The organism is Paraburkholderia sp. Ac-20342, from assembly GCF_017104985.1.
Taxonomy (GTDB): domain Bacteria; phylum Pseudomonadota; class Gammaproteobacteria; order Burkholderiales; family Burkholderiaceae; genus Paraburkholderia.
This window is the reverse complement of record NZ_JAAGPQ010000121.1, coordinates 1-18,942: the sequence shown is the minus strand read 5'-3', so window position 1 is coordinate 18,942 and position 18,942 is coordinate 1. Positions and strand designations below refer to the sequence as shown.

Genomic DNA, 18,942 nt, shown 5'->3' with positions numbered 1-18,942 from the left:
AGGCCGGCACCGCGATCGACGGGCGGCCCGCCTGGCCGGGCGCATTGGCCGCCGCGCCGGCCGCGTGGGCGAGATGGGGGACGGCCGCGCCGAGATACAGCGCGAGCCCCGACGAGAAAAATGCGGAGAAAAGCGTAGAGAAAACTGCGCAGAAAAAAGCGCCCACGAGCGCGACGCCACCCGGCGCACGCGCTCCTGAGCGCCGCGAAAAGGCAGCCGCGCGGCCGCCCCCACGCAAGCGGCGCGCAAGACGACGCGCCGCCGCCACATCAGGCATCCACGTCCCCCACCTCCTCGGCGCGGTGACACGAGACCTGGCGGCCATCCACCTCGCGCAGCTTGGGCTCCTCGCTGCGGCAACGGTCGATCACGTACGGGCAGCGCTGATGGAACGTGCAGCCCGACGGCGGATTGAGCGGCGAAGGCATTTCGCCCTGCAGCTTGATCTTGATCGTGCGGTCCGCTTCGAAGATCGACGGCGTCGCCGACATCAGCGCGCGCGTGTACGGATGGCGCGGCTTCGAGAAGATGCGCTGCTTGTCGCCGAGTTCGGCGACGCCGCCGAAGTACATCACCATCACGTCGTCGGCGATATGCTCGACCACCGAGAGGTTGTGCGAGATGAACACATAACTCGTCTTGAACTGATCCTGCAGGTCCATGAACAGGTTCAGGATCTGCGCCTGGATCGACACGTCGAGCGCGGACACCGGTTCATCGGCGACCACGATCTGCGGATCGAGGATCATCGCGCGCGCAATCGCCACACGCTGACGCTGACCGCCCGAGAACATATGCGGATAACGCTTCGCATGCTCGGGCCGCAGGCCGACCGTGCGCATCATCTGCGCGATGCGTTCGGCGCGCTCGGTCGCCGTCAAGGCCGTGTTGATCGCGAGCGGCTCGCCGAGCGTCTGCTCGACGGTCTTGCGCGGATTGAGCGAGGCGAACGGGTTCTGGAACACCATCTGCACGCGCCGCCTGAGCGCCGCGATCTTCTCGTGATTCGCACCGGCCACGTCCTCGCCGTCGATCAGCAGACGGCCCGCGCTCGGCGTTTCGATCATCGTCAGCTGGCGCGCGAGCGTCGACTTGCCGCAGCCGGACTCGCCGACCACCGCGAGCGTCTTGCCGCGTTCGAGCGCGAACGAGACGCCGTTCAGCGCCTTCACCGTGCCCGACGCGAACATGCTGCGCTTGACCGTGTAGTAGCGCGCGAGCCGATCGGCGACGAGCACGTGGTCGCCGGCACGATCCGGCTCGCGGCCGGTTTCGGGTACTGCGCTCATCGGGCGCCTCCTTGCGTGTGAACGTTGGCGTCCTTGTCGAGGTTCAGCGGCTTGATGCAACGCACGCGCGTGAAGTCCGCATGACCTTGCAGCGGCGTGAGCGCGGGCCGCGCCTTCAGGCAGTCGTCGGCCACGTATTTGCAGCGCGGCGCGAACAGACACCCCTTCGGACGGTCGTCGCGGCCCGGCACCATGCCCGGCAACGCCGCGAGCCGCACCGCGCCCACGTTGTGCTCGGGAATCGCGGCCAGCAGCGCTTCCGTGTACGGATGATGAGGCGCCGCGAAAATATCGGGCACCCGGTTCGTCTCGATCACCTCGCCAGCGTACATGACCGCGACGCGCTGCGCGACTTCGGAGACCACGGCCAGATCGTGCGAAATCAGCACGAGCGCCATGCCGCGTTCCTTCTGCAGGCGCATCAGCAATTCCATGATCTGCGCTTGAATCGTCACGTCGAGCGCGGTGGTCGGCTCGTCGGCGATCAGCAGCTTCGGGTTGCAGGCGATCGCCATCGCGATCATCACGCGCTGGTTCATGCCGCCCGACATCTGATGCGGAAACGCGCCGATGCGGCTCTTCGCATCGGGAATGCCGACCTGGTCGAGCAGTTCGAGCGCGCGCTTGTCCAGCGCGCCGCCGCGCAGGCCCTCGTGCAGCTTCAGCACTTCCTTGATCTGATAGCCGACCGTGTAGCTCGGGTTCAGGCTCGTCAGCGCGTCCTGGAACACCATCGCGATGTCCTTGCCGATGATCCTGCGGCGCTCCTTCGCCGAGGCCTTCAGCAGGTTCTTGCCGTCGAACGTGACTTCGTCGGCGGTGACCTTGCCGGGCGCGTCGATCAGGCCCATCAGCGCCATCATCGTCACGCTCTTGCCCGAGCCCGATTCGCCGACCACGCCGAGCACTTCGCCGGGCGCGACGTCGAGATTGATGCGGTCGACCGCGGGCAGGCCGCTGAAGTTGACCGCGAGATTGCGGATGGTCAGCAGGTTATTCATGTTCAGGCCATCCGCTTCAGTTTGGGGTCGAGCGCGTCGCGCAGCCCGTCGCCGAGCAGGTTGATCGCGAGCACCGAGATCAGGATGGAGAGGCCCGGCATCGTGACGATCCACCATGCGCTGTCGATGTAATCGCGTGCCGACGCGAGCATCGCGCCCCACTCCGCCGACGGCGGCTGCACGCCGAGGCCGAGGAAGCCGAGCGCGGCGGCATCGAGAATCGCCGAGGAAAAGCCGAGCGTCGCCTGCACGATCAAAGGCGCCGTGCAGTTCGGCAGCACCTGCGAGAACATCAGCCGCAAGGTGCCGGCACCGGCCACGCGCGAGGCGGTCACATATTCCTTCTGCAACTCGCCCTGCGCCGATGCGCGCGTGAGACGCACGTAACCCGGCAGCGCGACGATCGCGATCGCGAGCATCGTGTTGACGAGACCGGGACCGATGATCGCGACCACCGCGACCGCGAGCAGCAGCGACGGCAGCGCGAGCAGCACGTCCATGATGCGCATGATCGGCGTGTCGGCCCACTTCTCGAAGAACGCGGCGATAAGGCCGAGCACGATGCCCGGGATCAGCGCGAGCACGACCGACACGAAGCCGATCCAGAACGACAGCCGCGCGCCGTACATCAGACGCGAGAGGATGTCGCGGCCCGCTTCGTCGGTGCCGAGAATGAACTTCCAGTTGCCGCCGTCGAGCCAGGCGGGCGGAATCTTCACCGAATCGCGATACTGCTCGATCGGGCTGTGCGGCGCGATCAGCGGTGCGAAGATCGCGACGAAGATCAGCACGAGCACGACGATGCCTGCACCGACCGCGCCGCGGTTGCGCGAGAAGTTGGCCCAGAATTCGCGGGCGGCGAGCGCACGGCCGCTCGGCGGGGCGACCGATTGGGGAACGGTGTTTTGAATGTCAGCCATAGTGATTTACCTCGTATGGCGAATGCGCGGATTGAGCACGCCGTACAACAGATCGACGACGAGGTTCACGACGATCACCAGCGTGGCGATCAGCAGAATGCCGCCCTGCACGACCGGATAATCGCGCCGGCCGATCGCGTCGATCAGCCATTTGCCGATGCCCGGCCAGGAAAACAGCGTTTCGGTCAGCACCGCGCCAGCAAGCAGCGTGCCGACCTGCAAGCCGATCACGGTCACGACCGGAATCAATGCGTTGCGCAACGCATGCACGACGATCACGCGCGCCGGCGACAAGCCCTTCGCGCGCGCGGTGCGGATGTAGTCCTCGCGCAGCACTTCGAGCATCGACGAGCGCGTCATGCGCGCGACGACCGCGAGCGGAATCGTGCCGAGCACGATCGCCGGCAGGATCAGGTGGCTCACGGCCGAGGTGAACGCGCCTTCGTCGGTCGACATCAGCGCGTCGATCAGCATGAAGCCGGTCACGTGCGGAATGTCGTATTCGACCGCGATGCGGCCCGACACCGGCGTCCAGCCGAGCTTGACCGAGAACACCATGATGAGGATCAAGCCCCACCAGAAGATCGGCATCGAGTAGCCGGTCAGCGCGGTGCCCATCACGCCGTGATCGACCACCGTGCCGCGCCGCAAGGCCGCGAACACGCCCGCCGGCAGACCGACGATCAACGCGAACAGCATCGCGCAGATCGACAGTTCGACGGTGGCGGGAAAGCGCGCGAGGAATTCGCCCATCACGCTCGTGTTGGTGATGATCGAGGTGCCGAGGTCGCCGTGCAGCGCACGGCCGATGTAGTGGACGTACTGCATCGGCAGGGGTTCGTCGAGCCCGAGGCGGTGCATCGCGGCAGCGTGCATCGCGGGATCGACGCCGCGCTCGCCCATCATCACTTCGATGGGATCGCCCGGAATCAGGTGAATCAGCGCGAACGCGAGGATCGTGATGCCGATGAACGTCGGTATCACCATGCCAATACGGCGCAAAACGAAACGGAACATGGCTCGTCCCCTTGGTCTTGTGATGAAAAAACGCAACCGGCGACGAGGGCTCGTGACCCCGGTCGCCGGACCATTTCGACCAGTTTTCTAACCGTGCGAAAAGCGTACTGCGTCAATGTTACGAATTACTTGACACTCACGCCGTCGAAACGCGCATAGCCGAGCGGTTCGATGCGCATGTCGACCACCTTCTTGCTGACCGGCTGATAGACGGTCGAGTGCGCGATCGGCGAGAACGGCAATTGCTGCGCGAAGATGTGCTGCGCGTCGCCGTACAGCTTCGTGCGCGTCGCCACGTCCGACGTCGTGCGGCCCTTCTGGATCAGATCGTCGAACGGCTTGTAGCACCACTTCGAGAAGTTGTTGCCGTTGATCGCCTCGCAGCCGAGCAGCGTGCCGAGCCAGTTGTCCGGATCGCCGTTGTCGCCGGTCCAGCCGATCAGCATCGTGTCGTCCTCGCCCGCGTGCGCGCGCTTGATGTACTCGCCCCACTCATACGTGACGATCTTCGCCTTCACGCCGATCTTGGCCCAGTCGGCCTGGATCATTTCCGCCATCAGGCGCGCGTTCGGGTTGTAGGCGCGCTGCACGGGCATCGCCCACAGCGTGATGTCGAAGCCGTTCGGGTAGCCGGCCTTCGCGAGCAGATCCTTGGCCTTGGCCGGATCGTACGAGGCGGCCGGCAGGTTCTTGACGAACGACCACTGCGTCGGCGGCATCGGGTTGGTCGCGAGCTGGCCCGCGCCCTGATACACCGACTCGATGATCGCCTTCTTGTTGATCGCCATGTCGAGCGCCTGACGCACTTCGAGCTTGTCGACCGGCTTGTGCGTCACGTTGAACGCGAGGTAGCCGAGGTTGAAGCCCGGCTGCGAAGGCATGTCGAGGTTCGGCTCGGCCTTCAGCGGCGCGATGTCGGCCGGGCGCGGATAGCTCATCACCTGGCATTCGTCGCGCTTGATCTTCTGCACGCGCACGCCGGCATCCGGCGTGATCGAGAAGATCAGCTTCGAGATCTTCACCGCGTTCGGCTTCCAGTACTCGGGATTGCCGTCGAAGCGGATCGTCGCGTCCTTCGTGTAGCTGCGGAAAATGAACGGGCCCGTGCCGACCGGGTACTGGTTGATGTCGGCAGCCTTGCCGGCCTTCAGCAGCTGATCCGTGTACTCGGCCGAGAGAATCGATGCGTATTCCATCGCCAGGTTCTGGATGAACGGCGCGTTGACTTCCTTCAGCGTGAACTTGACCGTGTACGGGTCGACCTTCTCGACCTTCGTGATCAGCTTGTCGAGGCCCATGTCGGTGAAGTACGGGAACTGCACCGGGTACGCCTTGCGGAACGGCTGGTTCGGATCGAGCATGCGCTCGAACGTGAAGATCACGTCGTCGGCATTGAAGTCGCGCGTCGGCTTGAAGAACGAGGTGGTCTGGAATTTCACGCCGTGGCGCAGATGGAACGTGTAGGTCTTGCCGTCCGGCGAGACGTCCCATTTTTCGGCGAGGCCGGGCTCGACCTTGGTGCCGCCGCGCTCGAATTCGACGAGGCGGTTATAGACGGTGAACGTGTTGGCCGTGAAATCGACGCCCGTGGTGTACTGCGCCGGATCGAAGCCCGCGGGACTGCCTTCTGAGCAGTAGACGAGCGTCTTGTTCGGAATCCCCGCAGCCTGCGCGCACGTCGCGCCGATGAGAGATGCCGCTGTGGCAGCGACGAGCGTTGTCCAACGCGCGACGCGCAACAGATTGTTTTGCTTCATGTTTCCTCCAGGATCGTGGCCGGCTTGCGCCAGCGTAGCGGGATATTACTTGAGCTTGGGCCGGCCACCAAGCAGAGGAAATTCCCTCTGTTGACGATAGGAAACAGTTCAGGCAAACGTTTTGCCGCGCGCGTGAGCAGCCCGGCGCGCGCGGCTCGCAGAACCAATGATGCAAAAAACGGCGCAAAAAACGCGCCGCCCGTGCTTATTTCAAACCCACGCCCATGAATTGCGTGGGCCCGAACGGATCGATCTTAAAGCCCGTCACGTTCTTGCTGATCGGCTGATACACCGTGGAGTGGGCAATCGGCGTGAACGGCACCTGGTCCTTGAAGATCTCCTGAGCCCCGGTATAAGCCTTGGTGCGCTCGGCCATGTTGGTCGTGCTGCGGCCCTGCTTGATGAGATCGTCATAGGGCTTGTAGCACCACTTCGAGAAGTTGCTGCCGTTCACTGCATCGCAGCCGAGCAACACGCCGAGCCAGTTGTCGGGGTCGCCGTAGTCGCCGGTCCAGCCGATCAGCATCGCCTGATGCTCGCCCGCATGCGCGCGACGGATGTACTCGCCCCACTCGTACGTGCCAATATTCACCTTGACGCCGATCTTCGCCCAGTCCGCCTGCAGCATTTCCGCCATCAGCCGCGCGTTCGGGTTATACGGGCGCTGCACCGGCATGGCCCATAGCGACAGCTCGAAGCCATCGGGATAGCCGGCCTGCTTGAGCAGCGCCTTCGCCTTGTCGACGTCGTAGGGCGCGTCCTTCAGATTCTTGTCGTAGCCCCATTGCGTCGGCGGCATCGGGTTGGTCGCGAGCTGGCCCGCGCCCTGGTACACCGACTCGATGATCGCCTTCTTGTTGATCGCCATGTCGAGCGCGCGGCGCACGAGCACGTTGTCGAGCGGCTTCTTCGTCGTGTTGTAGGCGATATAGCCGAGGTTGAAGCCGACTTCGCTCGGCATCGCGAGCGACGGGTCCGCCTTCACGGCGGCAATATCGGCCGGACGCGGATAGCTCATCACCTGGCATTCGCCGCGCTTGAGTTTTTGCAGACGCACGGCCGGATCGACCGTGATCGAGAAGATCAGCTTGCCGACCTTCACGATGTCCGGCTTCCAGTAGTCGGGATTGCCGTCGAAGCGGATCGTATCGTCCTTCGTGTAGCTGCGGAAGATGAACGGCCCCGTGCCGACCGGGTACTGGTTGATGTCGGACGCCTTGCCCGCCTTCAGCAGCTGGTCGGCATATTCGGCCGACAGGATCGACGCGAACGGCATCGCGATCTGCTGCAGGAACGGCGCGTCGACTTCCTTCAGCGTGAAGCGCACCGTGTACGGGTCGACCTTCTCGATCTTCGCGATGTTCTTCGCGAGGCCGAGGTCGTTGAAATACGGGAAGTTGACCGGATACGCCTTGCGGAACGCATTATCGGGATCGAGCATGCGCTCGTAGGTAAAGACGACATCGTCCGCGTTGAATTCGCGGGTCGGCTTGAAGAACGAGGTGGTCTGGAATTTGACGCCGTGGCGCAGATGGAACGTGTAGGTGAGATTGTCCGGCGAGACGTCCCACTTTTCGGCGAGGCCCGGCTCGATGTCGGTGCTGCCGCGCGCGAATTCGACGAGCCGGTTATAGACCGTGTACGAGCCGGCGGTAAATTCGACGCTGGTCGTGTATTGCGCGGTGTCGAAGCCGGCCGGACTGCCTTCCGAGCAGAAGATGAGCGTCTTGTCGGGCAGCGTGGCCGCCTCGGTCGAGGCAGGCGCGAGGCTGGCCGTGGCGAGCGCGCATGCGGCGAGAGCGGGAAGGCAGAACTCGTGAAGCGTCAACCATCGTTGTGCCGCAGTCTTTCTTGTCACTGTCATATCGTCCTCCGCAGTAGCCTGGGTGGCTGCGTTTTTCGATCATAGACAGCACAAAATCGAGCTTCAACAGGTACTTACCACGCTGTTGGCGACAAATTCCCGCCTCGATCGCACCTCGCGCGAGGGTTTTTCCTGGGGCAAGCGCGATGGCATGACCGCCGGTTCGGACGGCTGGCCGGCTGGCGCGAGACGCCTTCAAGGCCGACGAGGAAAGGACGGCGCGAAGCCGCGCGACCATTGCGGCCGCGCGGAAGCTGATGGGTTGGCCGTGCGCTCGGGACGGTTACGCTCGCGGACGACGGCCCGCGGGGACGGCCCGCGGGCGCCAGTCCCGCGCTCAGGCGCCGAGCCGCTCGCAGATCGCCCGGGTGGCAGCGGCGGCGTTCAGCGTGTAGAAGTGCAGACCCGGCACCTTCGCATCGACGAGGCGCTGGCACAGGTTCGTCACCACGTCGAGCCCGAACGCGCGGATCGACTCGCGATCGTCGCCGAAACTCTCGAGCCGGCGAGCAACCCAGCGCGGCACTTCGGCGCCGCACATTTCGGAGAAGCGCATCAGCTGCGAGAAGTTCGTGATCGGCATGATGCCCGGCACGATCGGCACGTCGACGCCGAGCTTCCTCGCATCGTCGACGAAACGGAAGTACGCGTCCGCGTTGAAGAAGTACTGCGTGATCGCGGAGTTCGCGCCGGCCTTCACCTTGCGCGCGAAGTTTTCGAGATCGTGACGCGGCGAGCGCGCCTGCGGATGGTATTCCGGATAGCCGGCCACCTCGATCCAGAACCAGTCGCCGAACTCGGCGCGAATGAAGCTGACGAGTTCCGACGCATAGCGCAGCTCGCCGACCGAGCCCATGCCCGAGGGCAGGTCGCCGCGCAGCGCGACGATATGGCGGATGCCGTGCGCGCGGTACTCGTTGAGGATCGCGCGCAGGTTGTCCTTCGACGAGCCGACGCACGACAGATGCGGCGCGGCCTCGAGGCCTTCCTTCGCCATCTCGATGACGGTGTCGAGCGTGCCCTGTTGCGTCGAGCCGCCCGCGCCGAACGTCACGGACACGAACTTGGGTTTGAACGGCACGAGTTGCGCGCGCGTCGCACGCAGCTTGTCGAGGCCGTCCTGGGTTTTCGGCGGAAAGAATTCGAATGAGAGTTCGATCGGATTCATGATTCAGTGGGTCAACCGAGACTGCGGTTGCCGAAGATAAGCGCGGACAGCAGCCACGACACGATGCTGTACAGGATCGAGCCGAAGAACGCCGACCAGAAGCCCGACACCTCGAAGCCCTTCAGCAGCGACGCGCACAGCCAGAAGCACAGCGCGTTGACCACCAGAATGAAGAGCCCGAGCGTGAGAATCGTGACCGGCAGCGTCAGCAGGATCAGCACCGGCCGCAGGACCGCGTTGATGAGGCCGAGCACGACCGCGACGATCAGCGCCGTGCCGAAGCTGCGGATATGGATCGACGGGACGAGGTAGGTGATGATCAGCAGCGCGAGCGCGTTGATGAGCCAGGTGAGCAGCACGGTCATGGAGAACTCCTTGTGGGCCGGATGTGGGCCGGATGTCCGTTGAACGAAAAAAAGACGGCTAGAGGCGAGCCGGGCGAGTGAACAAAGCGGCGCATGATGCGCCGCCCCGTTCCGGTGATGCCCTTGCGCCCTGGCGACGTTGCGCCTGCGTAGCCGCCCGCGTGCCGATGAGCCAGCGCGCACCGAAGTGCGCGCGCGTGCTCAATAGCGGTAGTGGTTCGGCTTGAACGGACCGTTCTTGTCGACGCCGATGTAGCCGGCCTGCTCGTCGGACAGCACGGTCAGGTTCGCGCCGATGCGCGCGAGGTGCAGACGTGCGACCTTCTCGTCGAGATGCTTCGGCAGCACGTACACCTTGTTCTCGTACTTCGCGCCCTGCGTGAACAGTTCGATCTGCGCGAGCGTCTGGTTCGTGAACGAGTTCGACATCACGAACGACGGGTGGCCCGTCGCGCAGCCGAGGTTCACGAGGCGGCCTTCGGCCAGCAGGATCACGCGCTTGCCGTCCGGGAAAATGATGTGGTCGACTTGCGGCTTGATGTTTTCCCACTGGTACTGGCGAGTCGACGCAACGTCGATTTCCGAGTCGAAGTGGCCGATGTTGCAGACGATCGCGTTATGGCGCATCGCCTTCAGGTGATCGTGGTTCAGCACGTGGTAGTTGCCGGTGGCTGTCACGAAGATGTCGGCCTTGTCGGCCGCGTATTCCATCGTCACGACGCGGTAGCCTTCCATCGCCGCCTGCAATGCGCAGATCGGATCGATTTCGGTCACCCACACGGTGGCGCCGAGACCGCGCAGCGATTGCGCGCAGCCCTTGCCCACGTCGCCGTAACCGGCCACGACCGCGATCTTGCCCGCGATCATCACGTCGGTCGCGCGCTTGATGCCGTCGACGAGCGACTCGCGGCAGCCGTACAGGTTGTCGAACTTCGACTTCGTGACCGAGTCGTTGACGTTGATCGCCGGGAACGGCAGGCGGCCTTCCTTCTCCATCTGGTACAGACGGTGCACGCCGGTGGTGGTTTCCTCGGTGACGCCCTTGATGTGCGCGAGGCGCTTCGAGTACCACGCCGGATCGGCATCGAGGTGCGTCGCGATCGACTTGTACAGTGCGACTTCTTCCTCGTTGGTCGGCTTCGCGATCACCGAGCGGTCTTTCTCGGCCTTCGAGCCGAGGATCAGCAGGAGCGTTGCGTCGCCGCCGTCGTCGAGGATCATGTTGGCGAACTCGCCGTTCGGCCATTCGAAGATGCGGTGCGAGAACTCCCAGTATTCGTCGAGCGATTCGCCCTTGAACGCGAACACCGGCGTGCCGGCCTGGGCGATCGCGGCGGCGGCGTGATCCTGGGTCGAGAAGATGTTGCACGAAGCCCAGCGCACGTCGGCGCCGAGCGCGGTCAGCGTCTCGATCAGCACGCCGGTCTGGATCGTCATGTGCAGCGAACCTGCGATGCGCGCGCCCTTCAGCGACTGCTGCGCCTTGTATTCTTCACGCGTTTGCATGAGGCCGGGCATTTCGGTCTCGGCAATCGTGAGTTCCTTGCGGCCCCAGTCGGCCAGCGACATGTCGGCAACGAGGTAATCCTGGTTCTGGGAATCGATGACTGCGGCGTTCATCACGCCCTCCTTTCTAAGAAATTGACTAGAAATGTGACGTGAGCGCGGTTCGATGCGGGGGATGGGATCGCGCAACGCGCATCCGGCCCTCCGATTGAAGCCTTCGAGCCTGGCGGGCGACCGGCGAATAGGGATTCGCGGTACCCGTCGCAACGCTCCTCGAAGACGAACGGCGATTGTAGCAAATCGGCATGGCATCTGGCATGACAGACGCCGTCGCGCCATCAATGCCATGACTTACAATCGCCCGAATCATTCCGATCTGGAATCTGGAGACAGGATCATGGAGCTGCGTGCGCTGCGCTATTTCGTCGAAGTGGTCCGACAGCAGAGCTTCACCGTGGCCGCCGAGCAGATGTTCGTCACGCAGCCGACCATCAGCAAGATGGTCAAGTCGCTGGAAGACGAGATCGGCTCGCCGCTTCTGCTGCGCGACGGCCGCCAGATGGTGCTCACCGACGCCGGCCGGATCGTCTATCAGCGCGGCCAGGACGTGCTGGCCGCGCATGCGCAGTTGCAATCCGAACTCAACGATCTCGACACGCTCGGGCGTGGCGAACTGACGATCGGCATCCCGCCGATGGGCGGTGCGCTGTTCACGCCGGCGATTGCCGCGTTCCGCCAGCGCTATCCGAAGATCGAACTGAAGCTGTTCGAGCAGGGTTCGCGCGCGATCGAAGCGGCGCTGATCGATGGCGAGCTCGAATTGGGCGGTGTGCTGCAACCGGTCGATCCAGAACACATCGACGTACTGCCGATCTCGCGTCAGTTGCTCTGGCTCGTCGCGCGCACCGGCTCGCGTTGGGATGCCCTGCGCGCAGTGCCGCTCGCGCAGCTCGCGAACGAGCCGTTCGTGTTCTATGGCGAGAGCCTCGCGCTCAACGACGTCGTGCTCAACGCGTGCCGCGCGGCCGGTTTCGCACCGGCGATCGTCGGGCGCAGCGGGCACTGGGATTTCATGGCGGCGCTGGTGCTCGCCGGGGTCGGCATCGCGCTCCTGCCCGCGCCGTATTGCCGGCGGCTCGATCCCGCGCAGTTCACCTGCCTGCCGGTCGTCGAGCCGGAGATTCCGTGGGAAATGGCGATCGGCTGGCGCCGCAACGGCTATCTGTCGCATGCGGCGCGCGCGTGGCTCGACCTCGCGCGCGAAACGCTGCCGGCACAGGTCAACGATGACTTCATGCTCGGGCCGGGGATTGGCTTGAACGGAATTGCGACGGCGGGTGGCGCGTCAACGTCTGCTGCCGAATGACGTGCGGTGGAAGGCCTGGATGCGTGGCGCGTTAGTTGGTTAGCTCCTTAGTTTGGCCAGGCGTTTGCGTCGCTGCGCATCGGTTGCCGTGGTGCTCTCGAACCTTTCGCCATCACCTCGTCAGCCTCACGTCACGTCACGTCACATCACCTCACCTCACATCACATCACCTCACGCCGCGCGCGCCGCCACGCCACTCACGCTACCCACGCCGCTCACGGCCCGCAGCGCGCCCTCCCCTTCCCGCCGGCTCGCCGCGATCAACTCGGCCGCGCGCTCGCCGATCATCACCGTCGGCGCATTGGTGTTGCCGCCGATCAGCGTCGGCATCACCGATGCATCGACGATCCGCAATCCGCTCACGCCCCGCACGCGCAATTGCGGATCGACGACCGAGCGCGCGTCGCCGCCCATGCGGCACGTCGCGACCGGGTGATAGATCGTGTCGGCATGCCTCGCGATAGTCTGACGCAACTCCGCATCCGATTGCCCCGGCCGCGTGTACAGCTCCTGACCGCCATACAGCGCGAGCGATGGCGCATCGAGAATGCGCCGCGCCATCTTCACGCCGTCGACGAGCAGATCGAGATCGCGCGTATCGCCGAGGAAGCACGGATCGATCAGCGGCGCGACGCGCGCATCGGCGCTCGCGAGCGTGACCGTGCCGCGGCTATGCGGACGCAGCACGCACACGTGCAGCGAATAGCCGTGGCCCCAATGCATGTGGCGATTGTGATCGTCGACGAGCGCGGCGCAGAAATGCAGTTGCAGATCGGGCCGTTCGAGCGTCGGCCGGCTCTTCAGAAAGCCGCCGGCCTCGGCCACATTGCTCGACAGCATGCCGCGCCCATGCCGCATGAACGTGACGAATTGCGGCAGCATCCGCGCGATGCCGCGCACCGAGAAGCCGGTTGGCTCGATCGACTTCGTGCGCTTGTTGATCGTGAAATCGACATGATCGATGAGGTTGCGGCCGACGTCCGGCGCATCGTGCAATACGTCGATGCCGAGCGAGCGCAATTGCGCGGCCGGCCCGATGCCCGAGCACATCAACAGTTGCGGCGAATTGAACGCGCCCGCGGCAAGCACGACCTCGGCGCGCGCTTCGAGCGTTTCGGTGCGGCCGCCGCGCACGATTTCGACGCCGCTCGCGCGCTTGCCGTCGAAGACGACGCGCAGCACGGTCGCATCGGCGATCATGTGCAGATTCGCGCGCGGCCGGTCGTAGATATAGGCACGCGCCACGCTGCAACGACGGCCGTCGCGCTGCGTCACCTGATAGAAGCCGATACCTTCCTGGTCCGCGCCGTTGAAATCGCGATTCGGTTTGTAGCCCGCTTCGAGCGCGGCCTGCACGAAGCGTTTCGAAAACGGATTCTGGAAGCGCAGATCGGATACGCTCAGCGGCCCCGTGTCGCCGTGCCATGCATCGGCGCCGCGCTCGTTGCCTTCGGCGCGGCGAAAATACGGCAGCACGTCGGCCCATGACCAGCCCGCGCAGCCGAGCTGCGCCCATTCGTCGTAATCGAGCGGATGGCCGCGCGTGTAGATCATCGCGTTGATCGCACTCGATCCGCCGAAGCCGCGTCCGCGCGGCTGATAACCGCGCCGCCCGGCGAGCCCCGGCTGCGGCGTGGTCAGATAGCCGTAGTTGGTCTTGAGCCGGTTCGGCACCACGGCCGCGACGCCCACAGGCATGTTCACGAGCAGATTGCGCCCGGTGTGCGGACCGGCTTCGATCAGCGCGATGGTCGCATCGGGGCAGCTATCCGCGAGCCGGCTCGCGAGCGAGCAACCACCCGAGCCCGCCCCGACGATGATGTAGTCATATTGCATGCGCTCCTCCTGATGGACCGCGTGGCGCGCGGACCCTGTCTCGTGCACAGTTGTCTACGTGTGTTTTCTGCGCATTGTAGGGAGCGTTGCGGAGGCTGCGGCGGCTTCGGGACAGAGCGATTCCTCTAAACGCCGGTACCGTCGCGCCCCTATGATGAACGACGCGCGCGGCATGCATACGCGGCCGCCAACCGGCCACAAGCCGGCCGCGCCAGGCATTCAAACATGACGCGGTGCGCGCCATCCCCCTCGCACGCGGCGTCGCACGTAGCGATCAAACAGATGCATGGCCGACCAGTGCCAGCGAACCAGCAAACTCATCAGCGCGGCCCACGCGCACCGTCATCGATCAGGGAGTGGACTCGGATGAAAAACGATCTGCCGGAGGTCGCCGCGCTCGAAGCGCTGCTGCGCGATCAGCGTCACGCGTATCTGCGCGAGCCGTATCCGTCGTGGGACGCGCGCGCGGCGCATCTGCGTGCGCTGCGCAAGCTCATGCTCGACCATCGCGACGCGCTCGCCGAGGCGATGCATGCCGACTTCGGCAATCGCTCAAAGCAGGAAGTGCTGCTCGCCGAATTCCTGCTCGTGAAGGAAGAGATCGATGCCGCGCTGCGCCACGGCAAGCGCTGGATGAAAGCGCAGCGCCGCAGCACCAACAAGTGGCTGCTGCCCGCGCGCGCGAAGGTGGTGCCGCAGCCGCTCGGCGTGGTGGGCATCATCGTGCCGTGGAATTATCCGGTGCTGCTCGCGGTCGGGCCGCTGATCAGCGCACTGACGGCCGGCAATCGCGCGATCATCAAGATGTCCGAACTCACGCCGCGCACCTCGGCGCTATTCGAGCAGTTGATCGGTCAGACCTTCGCGCGCAATCACGTCGCGGTCGTCAACGGCGACGCGGCGCTTGCCGCCGCGTTCAGCGCGCAGCCGTTCGATCATCTGCTCTTCACCGGTTCGACGAAGGTCGGCCACGAGGTGATGCGCGCGGCGGCCGAGCATCTGACGCCGGTCACGCTCGAACTCGGCGGCAAGTCGCCGGCGATCATCGGCGCGCAGGCGCGCTTCGACAACGCGGTCGACAACCTCGTCGCCGGCAAGACGCTCAACGCGGGTCAGACCTGCATCGCGCCCGACTACGTGCTGGTGCCGCGCGGCAAGGAGCAGGCGTTCATCGAGCGGGCGCGCGTGCGCATGGCGAAGATGTACCCCGACTTCATCCGGAATCCTGATTACACGTCGATCATATCGGCGAGTCACTTCGAGCGGCTCGAACGTCTCGCCGACGAAGCGCAGGCTGCCGGCGCGCAACTGCATGCGCTGACCGACGCGGTGCCCGATGCCGGGAGCCGGCGTTTTCCGTTGATCGCGGTGACGGGCGCGCCGGACGAATGCGCGCTGATGCAGGAGGAGATTTTCGGGCCGCTGCTGCCGCTGGTGCCATACGACACGCTCGACGACGCGATCGCGTGGATCAATGCGCGGCCGCGGCCGCTCGCGCTTTATCTCTATGCCGACGATACGGGCACGATCGAGCGCGTGACGCATGAGACGATCGCGGGCGGGATGGCGGTGAACGAAACGCTGATGCATCTCGCGTGTGAGAGTTTGCCGTTCGGCGGGGTGGGCGCGAGCGGCATGGGGGCGTATCACGGTTATGAGGGGTTTGTGACTTTCTCGAAGATGAAGCCGGTGTTGACGCAGGCGCGGTTCAACGCGCGAGGGTGGATTGCGCCGCCTTATGGGAGGCGGGTGGAGGTTTTGTTGAAGTTAATGATGAAGGGGTAGGGGCCCTGTGCAGGGCTGGGCTTTTTTGTCGTTGTTCTGGTTTTGTTGGCCTTTCTTTGTTTTCTTGTCGGGGTATTGGTGTTGGCCCTGTGCGGGGCTTCTTTGTCTTTGTTCTCTGCGGTGTTGGCCTTTCCTTGTTTTCATGCCGGTCTATTGGCGTTGCCCCTGTGCGGGCGATTTTGCTTGTTCATAGCGTGCGTTGACGTATCATTGAGCACACAAACCCATTGAAAATCAATGAGTTACTGTTCATGATGCGTCGCGTAGTGCATAGCCGTTCACGGCGTGCATTGTCCAAAGGGAACACGCAATGGCAAACCACCAGAAACACAAAATCGACCGCGCGTTCATGCGCGCCCTGAACACGACTGCCGCGAAGGAATATCGTGGCCGCGCCATCATGGCACGGGCCAAGATTGAGGGGGCGCAAACTCTTGACAGTGTTTTGCAAATCCGAATGGGAATAAGGGGTACGCTGGAAGCCCCAAACCATAACTGGAATCGCAATGGCAGATATTTTTCTCAAAATTGACGGTATTGCGGGCGAATCGCAAGATGCGACACACCCTGATGAAATTGAGGTTCTTGGCTGGAACTGAAACGTTACGCAGAAGTCCAGTATGCATTCTGGTTCAGGTGGTGGGGCGGCAAAGGCTTCGGTTTCGGATTTGAACTTTACGCATACGATTGACCGGGCAAGCCCCAATCTTGCGAGCTACTGCTTTCAGGGAAAACATATTCTAAAAGTGGTGTTGACCATGCGCAAAGCTGGTGGTTTGCCGCTTGAATATCTGAAATACACCATGTCTGATGTAATCATCACGCACGTGGAACCGGCGGCTGGAGACAGATTGGCGCTAGAACATGTTGCGCTGTCGTTTGCCCGATTGAAGAAAGAGTATGTGGTGCAAGGCGTAACTGGCGGCAGTCAAGGCACGGTGACCGCACTAATCGACGTGAAGCAGAACACGGCGACCTGACCGGGGCATCTATGAACGACTATGAAAGTCTGATAAGCAATGACGCGCCACCAAGACAGATTAATCTTTATAGCTATGGGACGCTAAAGGATTTAACCCCGATTGAGCTTTATTTGTGCCTATTGACTGAAGAGGCGGCGAAACAATTTGGAACACAAGACGTTGTTGCCGTGATGTCGCTCATACTGGGGTATCCATTTTTGAGCACACGTGCGAAATTCAGAGGGGCAACTCCGGGTGTATCGGTGGCATCACTTATTTGTCGGGAACTGATTGATATCCGCCTAAAGAAAGCTTACTTGCCCGCTATTACAGGGACAATTTTCAGTCTAAAAATATCGTGGACGAATAACGTCGGAGCCTTTGTTGGTCGGACTATTCCTGAAATTGGGTGGATGATTGGTATTTGTGATGTTGTGGTGATAAGCACGAAAACGACCTTGCGCTACAACACCATCGTAAAACCGGAGGACAGATTAAATGATGCAACAGTCGGAACCCTCGGATAATCTGCTTCAATTTGTAGAGAAACAGGCGGGATTGTGGCGAAAGCACACGTTAATTCTCTCCACAAAGATTGAGCGAGATTTGGGGGTCACGGGAATTGATGCGGATGAATTCATGGAGGCATTTTTTCGGGAATTCGACGTTGCGTCAGGGGACTATGACGGTGGGCGATACTTCGGTCCGGAAGGGCTTGAGGTTGGTCTGTCGTGTATTGGGCGATGGCTTGACCGGCGTCGTGGAGTAAAGCGATTCCCGAAGGAGGAGTTAACGCTAGGAATGCTCCAACATGCCATTGACCTCGGCGTATGGGACAGCGAAAGGTTGAAGGAACAGGCGGACACGCAGTCCGACCGTCCCAACGAAGATACCGACTGACGACCGGCGCGCCGAAAACCACGTCTTCACCCATACGCGCCGATACCCCGACCGCTTGAATCCCGGCCCGCTGTGCCGCTCGCGCGGGTCGGGGCATACGTTGCCCTTCAACCATCGCCAAGTCGTCAGAAGCCCGCTAAACGCGTCTGCCGGATTCCTGCCGAACTTGTCCGCATATTGTCCTGAACGCAAATAAAAACGTCTTTTCTACATGCGTTCGATTCGCGCAAAGTCTTTCCTGACAAGGCTTCTGGCGATACAGCGTCGTTTTTCGTAATTTCCCCTGTGCGGGGCGGCACCAATAGACCGACATGAACACAAGGAAAGGCCAACAAACCCAGGAACAACGACAAAAAAGCCCAGCCCCACACAGGGGCAACACCACCAGAACAACGAAAAAACCTACACAAACGTATCCACCAACCCCACAGCCTGCCGCACGGCAACAACCTCACCACTATCAGACGCCCCGCCCCCGGCAATGGCACCACCACCACTGCCACCCGAAGACTTCCCTCCCGAACGCCCACTCGACCCCGCGTTCTGCTGTCCGCCGCCCTGCCGGGCAAACCCATCACTCACACTCGCGCTTCCGAGCCCGATGCCATTGGACTCCATCGCCTCCCGCAACTTCGGCAAAGCCGCCTCGACCGCCTCCCGCACCGACTGGTGCTGCGAAACAAAAAGCGCATGCGCATGGTTATCGGCCACCTGCAATACGACCTGCAACGGCCCGAGATCCTTCGGATTCAACGTCAGTTCGGCACTCTGCGAATGCGCATTCGACAAGAACACCACCTTCTGACTCAGCGCCTCCTCCCAATCGCTCGTGCCGACCTGCGGCGCCAACGCATTCGCAGCAGCAGCCGCAGCACTCGCGTTGCCCGTGCTCTGCACCGCGGCCGTCGTACTCGCGGCATTGGCCGCCGCCTGCGTCGCGGCAAGCGCGGCAAGCGCGGCACTCGACGCATCGGCCTCGTTGCGCGCCGTCGCGAGATTGTCAGCCTGCGCGCTGCTGGATGCAGCCGCGGTCAAGGCATCGGCGGCCGACTTCGCTGTCGCCGGATCGCTCAGCGCGGTCGCGGCGGCGCCCGTCGATGCGGCATGGCTCGCGCCCAAGCCCTTGCCGTCGCCGAAGAGGCCGTTTGCGAGCGGCTTGCCCCATGACGCGCCGTTCGAGCCGGCCGTCGCGCCCGTGAGGCTGCC

Annotated in this window: 16 protein-coding genes, 1 pseudogene and 1 riboswitch; of the genes and pseudogenes, 6 read left to right on the top strand and 11 right to left on the bottom strand. The window is 63.3% G+C overall.

The genetic code is table 11. The features are described 5' to 3' along the window. Positions 1–269: 269 nt before the first annotated feature. The 9 genes from G3N58_RS30860 to ahcY all read right to left on the bottom strand — a co-directional run bounded on the left by G3N58_RS30860 (position 270) and on the right by ahcY (position 11,001). Positions 270–1,289, bottom strand: coding sequence for a peptide ABC transporter ATP-binding protein (locus G3N58_RS30860; protein ID WP_167047447.1), 1,020 nt, complete (start codon positions 1,287–1,289; stop codon positions 270–272). Further along, positions 1,286–2,290 (bottom strand): ABC transporter ATP-binding protein, encoded by a 1,005-nt coding sequence (locus G3N58_RS30855; protein WP_167284431.1) that lies wholly within the window; start codon positions 2,288–2,290, stop codon positions 1,286–1,288. The genes G3N58_RS30860 and G3N58_RS30855 overlap by 4 nt, the downstream gene beginning before the upstream one ends. 2 nt (positions 2,291–2,292) lie before the next feature. Then, entirely contained in the window at positions 2,293–3,210 is a 918-nt protein-coding gene (locus tag G3N58_RS30850; protein ID WP_167047441.1) for an ABC transporter permease subunit, read from the bottom strand. A gap of 6 nt (positions 3,211–3,216) precedes the next feature. Next, positions 3,217–4,227: an ABC transporter permease subunit gene (locus G3N58_RS30845; protein ID WP_167047438.1), complete on the bottom strand. Its 1,011-nt coding sequence runs from the start codon at positions 4,225–4,227 to the stop codon at positions 3,217–3,219. Between the two features lie 125 nt (positions 4,228–4,352). After that, positions 4,353–5,984 carry an ABC transporter substrate-binding protein gene (locus G3N58_RS30840; protein WP_206001083.1) on the bottom strand — a complete coding sequence of 544 codons (1,632 nt, stop codon included), beginning with the start codon at positions 5,982–5,984 and terminating at the stop codon, positions 4,353–4,355. Between the two features lie 205 nt (positions 5,985–6,189). Continuing rightward, on the bottom strand, positions 6,190–7,848 hold the full coding sequence (locus G3N58_RS30835) for an ABC transporter substrate-binding protein (RefSeq protein ID WP_206001082.1): 1,659 nt from the start codon (positions 7,846–7,848) through the stop codon (positions 6,190–6,192). Between the two features lie 337 nt (positions 7,849–8,185). Then, positions 8,186–9,016 carry a methylenetetrahydrofolate reductase [NAD(P)H] gene (metF, locus tag G3N58_RS30830; protein ID WP_167047429.1) on the bottom strand — a complete coding sequence of 277 codons (831 nt, stop codon included), beginning with the start codon at positions 9,014–9,016 and terminating at the stop codon, positions 8,186–8,188. 11 nt (positions 9,017–9,027) lie between these two features. Beyond that, entirely contained in the window at positions 9,028–9,381 is a 354-nt protein-coding gene (locus tag G3N58_RS30825) for a phage holin family protein (protein ID WP_167047426.1), read from the bottom strand. A 201-nt stretch (positions 9,382–9,582) separates the two neighbouring features. After that, complete coding sequence (gene ahcY, locus G3N58_RS30820) at positions 9,583–11,001, bottom strand: adenosylhomocysteinase (protein ID WP_206001081.1); 1,419 nt, start codon at positions 10,999–11,001, stop codon at positions 9,583–9,585. Positions 11,002–11,034: 33 nt separating this feature from the next. Beyond that, a riboswitch (S-adenosyl-L-homocysteine riboswitch) is annotated at positions 11,035–11,168 on the bottom strand. Between the two features lie 116 nt (positions 11,169–11,284). Here ahcY and G3N58_RS30815 point away from each other — a divergent pair. After that, positions 11,285–12,253 (top strand): LysR family transcriptional regulator, encoded by a 969-nt coding sequence (locus tag G3N58_RS30815; protein WP_206001080.1) that lies wholly within the window; start codon positions 11,285–11,287, stop codon positions 12,251–12,253. A 171-nt stretch (positions 12,254–12,424) separates the two neighbouring features. Here the strand turns inward: G3N58_RS30815 and G3N58_RS30810 are convergent, their stop codons facing one another. Then, positions 12,425–14,089 (bottom strand): GMC family oxidoreductase N-terminal domain-containing protein, encoded by a 1,665-nt coding sequence (locus G3N58_RS30810; RefSeq protein WP_167284428.1) that lies wholly within the window; start codon positions 14,087–14,089, stop codon positions 12,425–12,427. Positions 14,090–14,455: 366 nt separating this feature from the next. Between G3N58_RS30810 and G3N58_RS30805 the strand changes: the two genes are divergently transcribed. The 5 genes and pseudogenes from G3N58_RS30805 (at position 14,456) to G3N58_RS30785 (ending at position 17,736) form a co-directional block, all read left to right on the top strand. Next, a complete protein-coding gene (locus G3N58_RS30805; RefSeq protein WP_206001079.1) occupies positions 14,456–15,874 on the top strand; it encodes a coniferyl aldehyde dehydrogenase in 1,419 nt (472 codons plus the stop codon). 310 nt (positions 15,875–16,184) lie between these two features. Then, a complete protein-coding gene (locus G3N58_RS30800; protein WP_167284426.1) occupies positions 16,185–16,406 on the top strand; it encodes a hypothetical protein in 222 nt (73 codons plus the stop codon). Next, a pseudogene (locus G3N58_RS30795) lies at positions 16,381–16,854 on the top strand (type VI secretion system tube protein Hcp). Before G3N58_RS30800 ends, G3N58_RS30795 begins: the two are co-directional and overlap by 26 nt. Positions 16,855–16,865: 11 nt before the next feature. Then, positions 16,866–17,363, top strand: a complete 498-nt coding sequence (locus tag G3N58_RS30790; protein WP_206001078.1) for an STM2901 family protein — start codon at positions 16,866–16,868, stop codon at positions 17,361–17,363. Then, positions 17,335–17,736 (top strand): DUF1493 family protein, encoded by a 402-nt coding sequence (locus tag G3N58_RS30785; RefSeq protein ID WP_240162855.1) that lies wholly within the window; start codon positions 17,335–17,337, stop codon positions 17,734–17,736. The genes G3N58_RS30790 and G3N58_RS30785 overlap by 29 nt, the downstream gene beginning before the upstream one ends. 402 nt (positions 17,737–18,138) lie before the next feature. Here the strand turns inward: G3N58_RS30785 and G3N58_RS30780 are convergent. Next, the coding region (locus G3N58_RS30780; RefSeq protein ID WP_206001077.1) for a flagellar hook-length control protein FliK at positions 18,139–18,942 on the bottom strand (804 nt) is incomplete at its 5' end.

Bases quoted from the DNA above. Each gene is read 5' to 3' on its own strand.
- G3N58_RS30810 (WP_167284428.1), bottom strand. From the start codon at position 14,089: ATGCAATATGACTACATCATCGTCGGGGCGGGCTCGGGTGGTTGCTCG.
- G3N58_RS30790 (WP_206001078.1), top strand. From the start codon at position 16,866: ATGAACGACTATGAAAGTCTGATAAGCAATGACGCGCCACCAAGACAG.
- G3N58_RS30855 (WP_167284431.1), bottom strand. From the start codon at position 2,290: ATGAATAACCTGCTGACCATCCGCAATCTCGCGGTCAACTTCAGCGGC.
- metF (WP_167047429.1), bottom strand. From the start codon at position 9,016: ATGAATCCGATCGAACTCTCATTCGAATTCTTTCCGCCGAAAACCCAG.
- G3N58_RS30850 (WP_167047441.1), bottom strand. From the start codon at position 3,210: ATGGCTGACATTCAAAACACCGTTCCCCAATCGGTCGCCCCGCCGAGC.
- G3N58_RS30845 (WP_167047438.1), bottom strand. From the start codon at position 4,227: ATGTTCCGTTTCGTTTTGCGCCGTATTGGCATGGTGATACCGACGTTC.
- G3N58_RS30840 (WP_206001083.1), bottom strand. From the start codon at position 5,984: ATGAAGCAAAACAATCTGTTGCGCGTCGCGCGTTGGACAACGCTCGTC.
- G3N58_RS30815 (WP_206001080.1), top strand. From the start codon at position 11,285: ATGGAGCTGCGTGCGCTGCGCTATTTCGTCGAAGTGGTCCGACAGCAG.
- G3N58_RS30860 (WP_167047447.1), bottom strand. From the start codon at position 1,289: ATGAGCGCAGTACCCGAAACCGGCCGCGAGCCGGATCGTGCCGGCGAC.
- G3N58_RS30785 (WP_240162855.1), top strand. From the start codon at position 17,335: ATGATGCAACAGTCGGAACCCTCGGATAATCTGCTTCAATTTGTAGAG.
- G3N58_RS30825 (WP_167047426.1), bottom strand. From the start codon at position 9,381: ATGACCGTGCTGCTCACCTGGCTCATCAACGCGCTCGCGCTGCTGATC.
- G3N58_RS30800 (WP_167284426.1), top strand. From the start codon at position 16,185: ATGGCAAACCACCAGAAACACAAAATCGACCGCGCGTTCATGCGCGCC.
- G3N58_RS30835 (WP_206001082.1), bottom strand. From the start codon at position 7,848: ATGACAGTGACAAGAAAGACTGCGGCACAACGATGGTTGACGCTTCAC.
- ahcY (WP_206001081.1), bottom strand. From the start codon at position 11,001: ATGAACGCCGCAGTCATCGATTCCCAGAACCAGGATTACCTCGTTGCC.
- G3N58_RS30805 (WP_206001079.1), top strand. From the start codon at position 14,456: ATGAAAAACGATCTGCCGGAGGTCGCCGCGCTCGAAGCGCTGCTGCGC.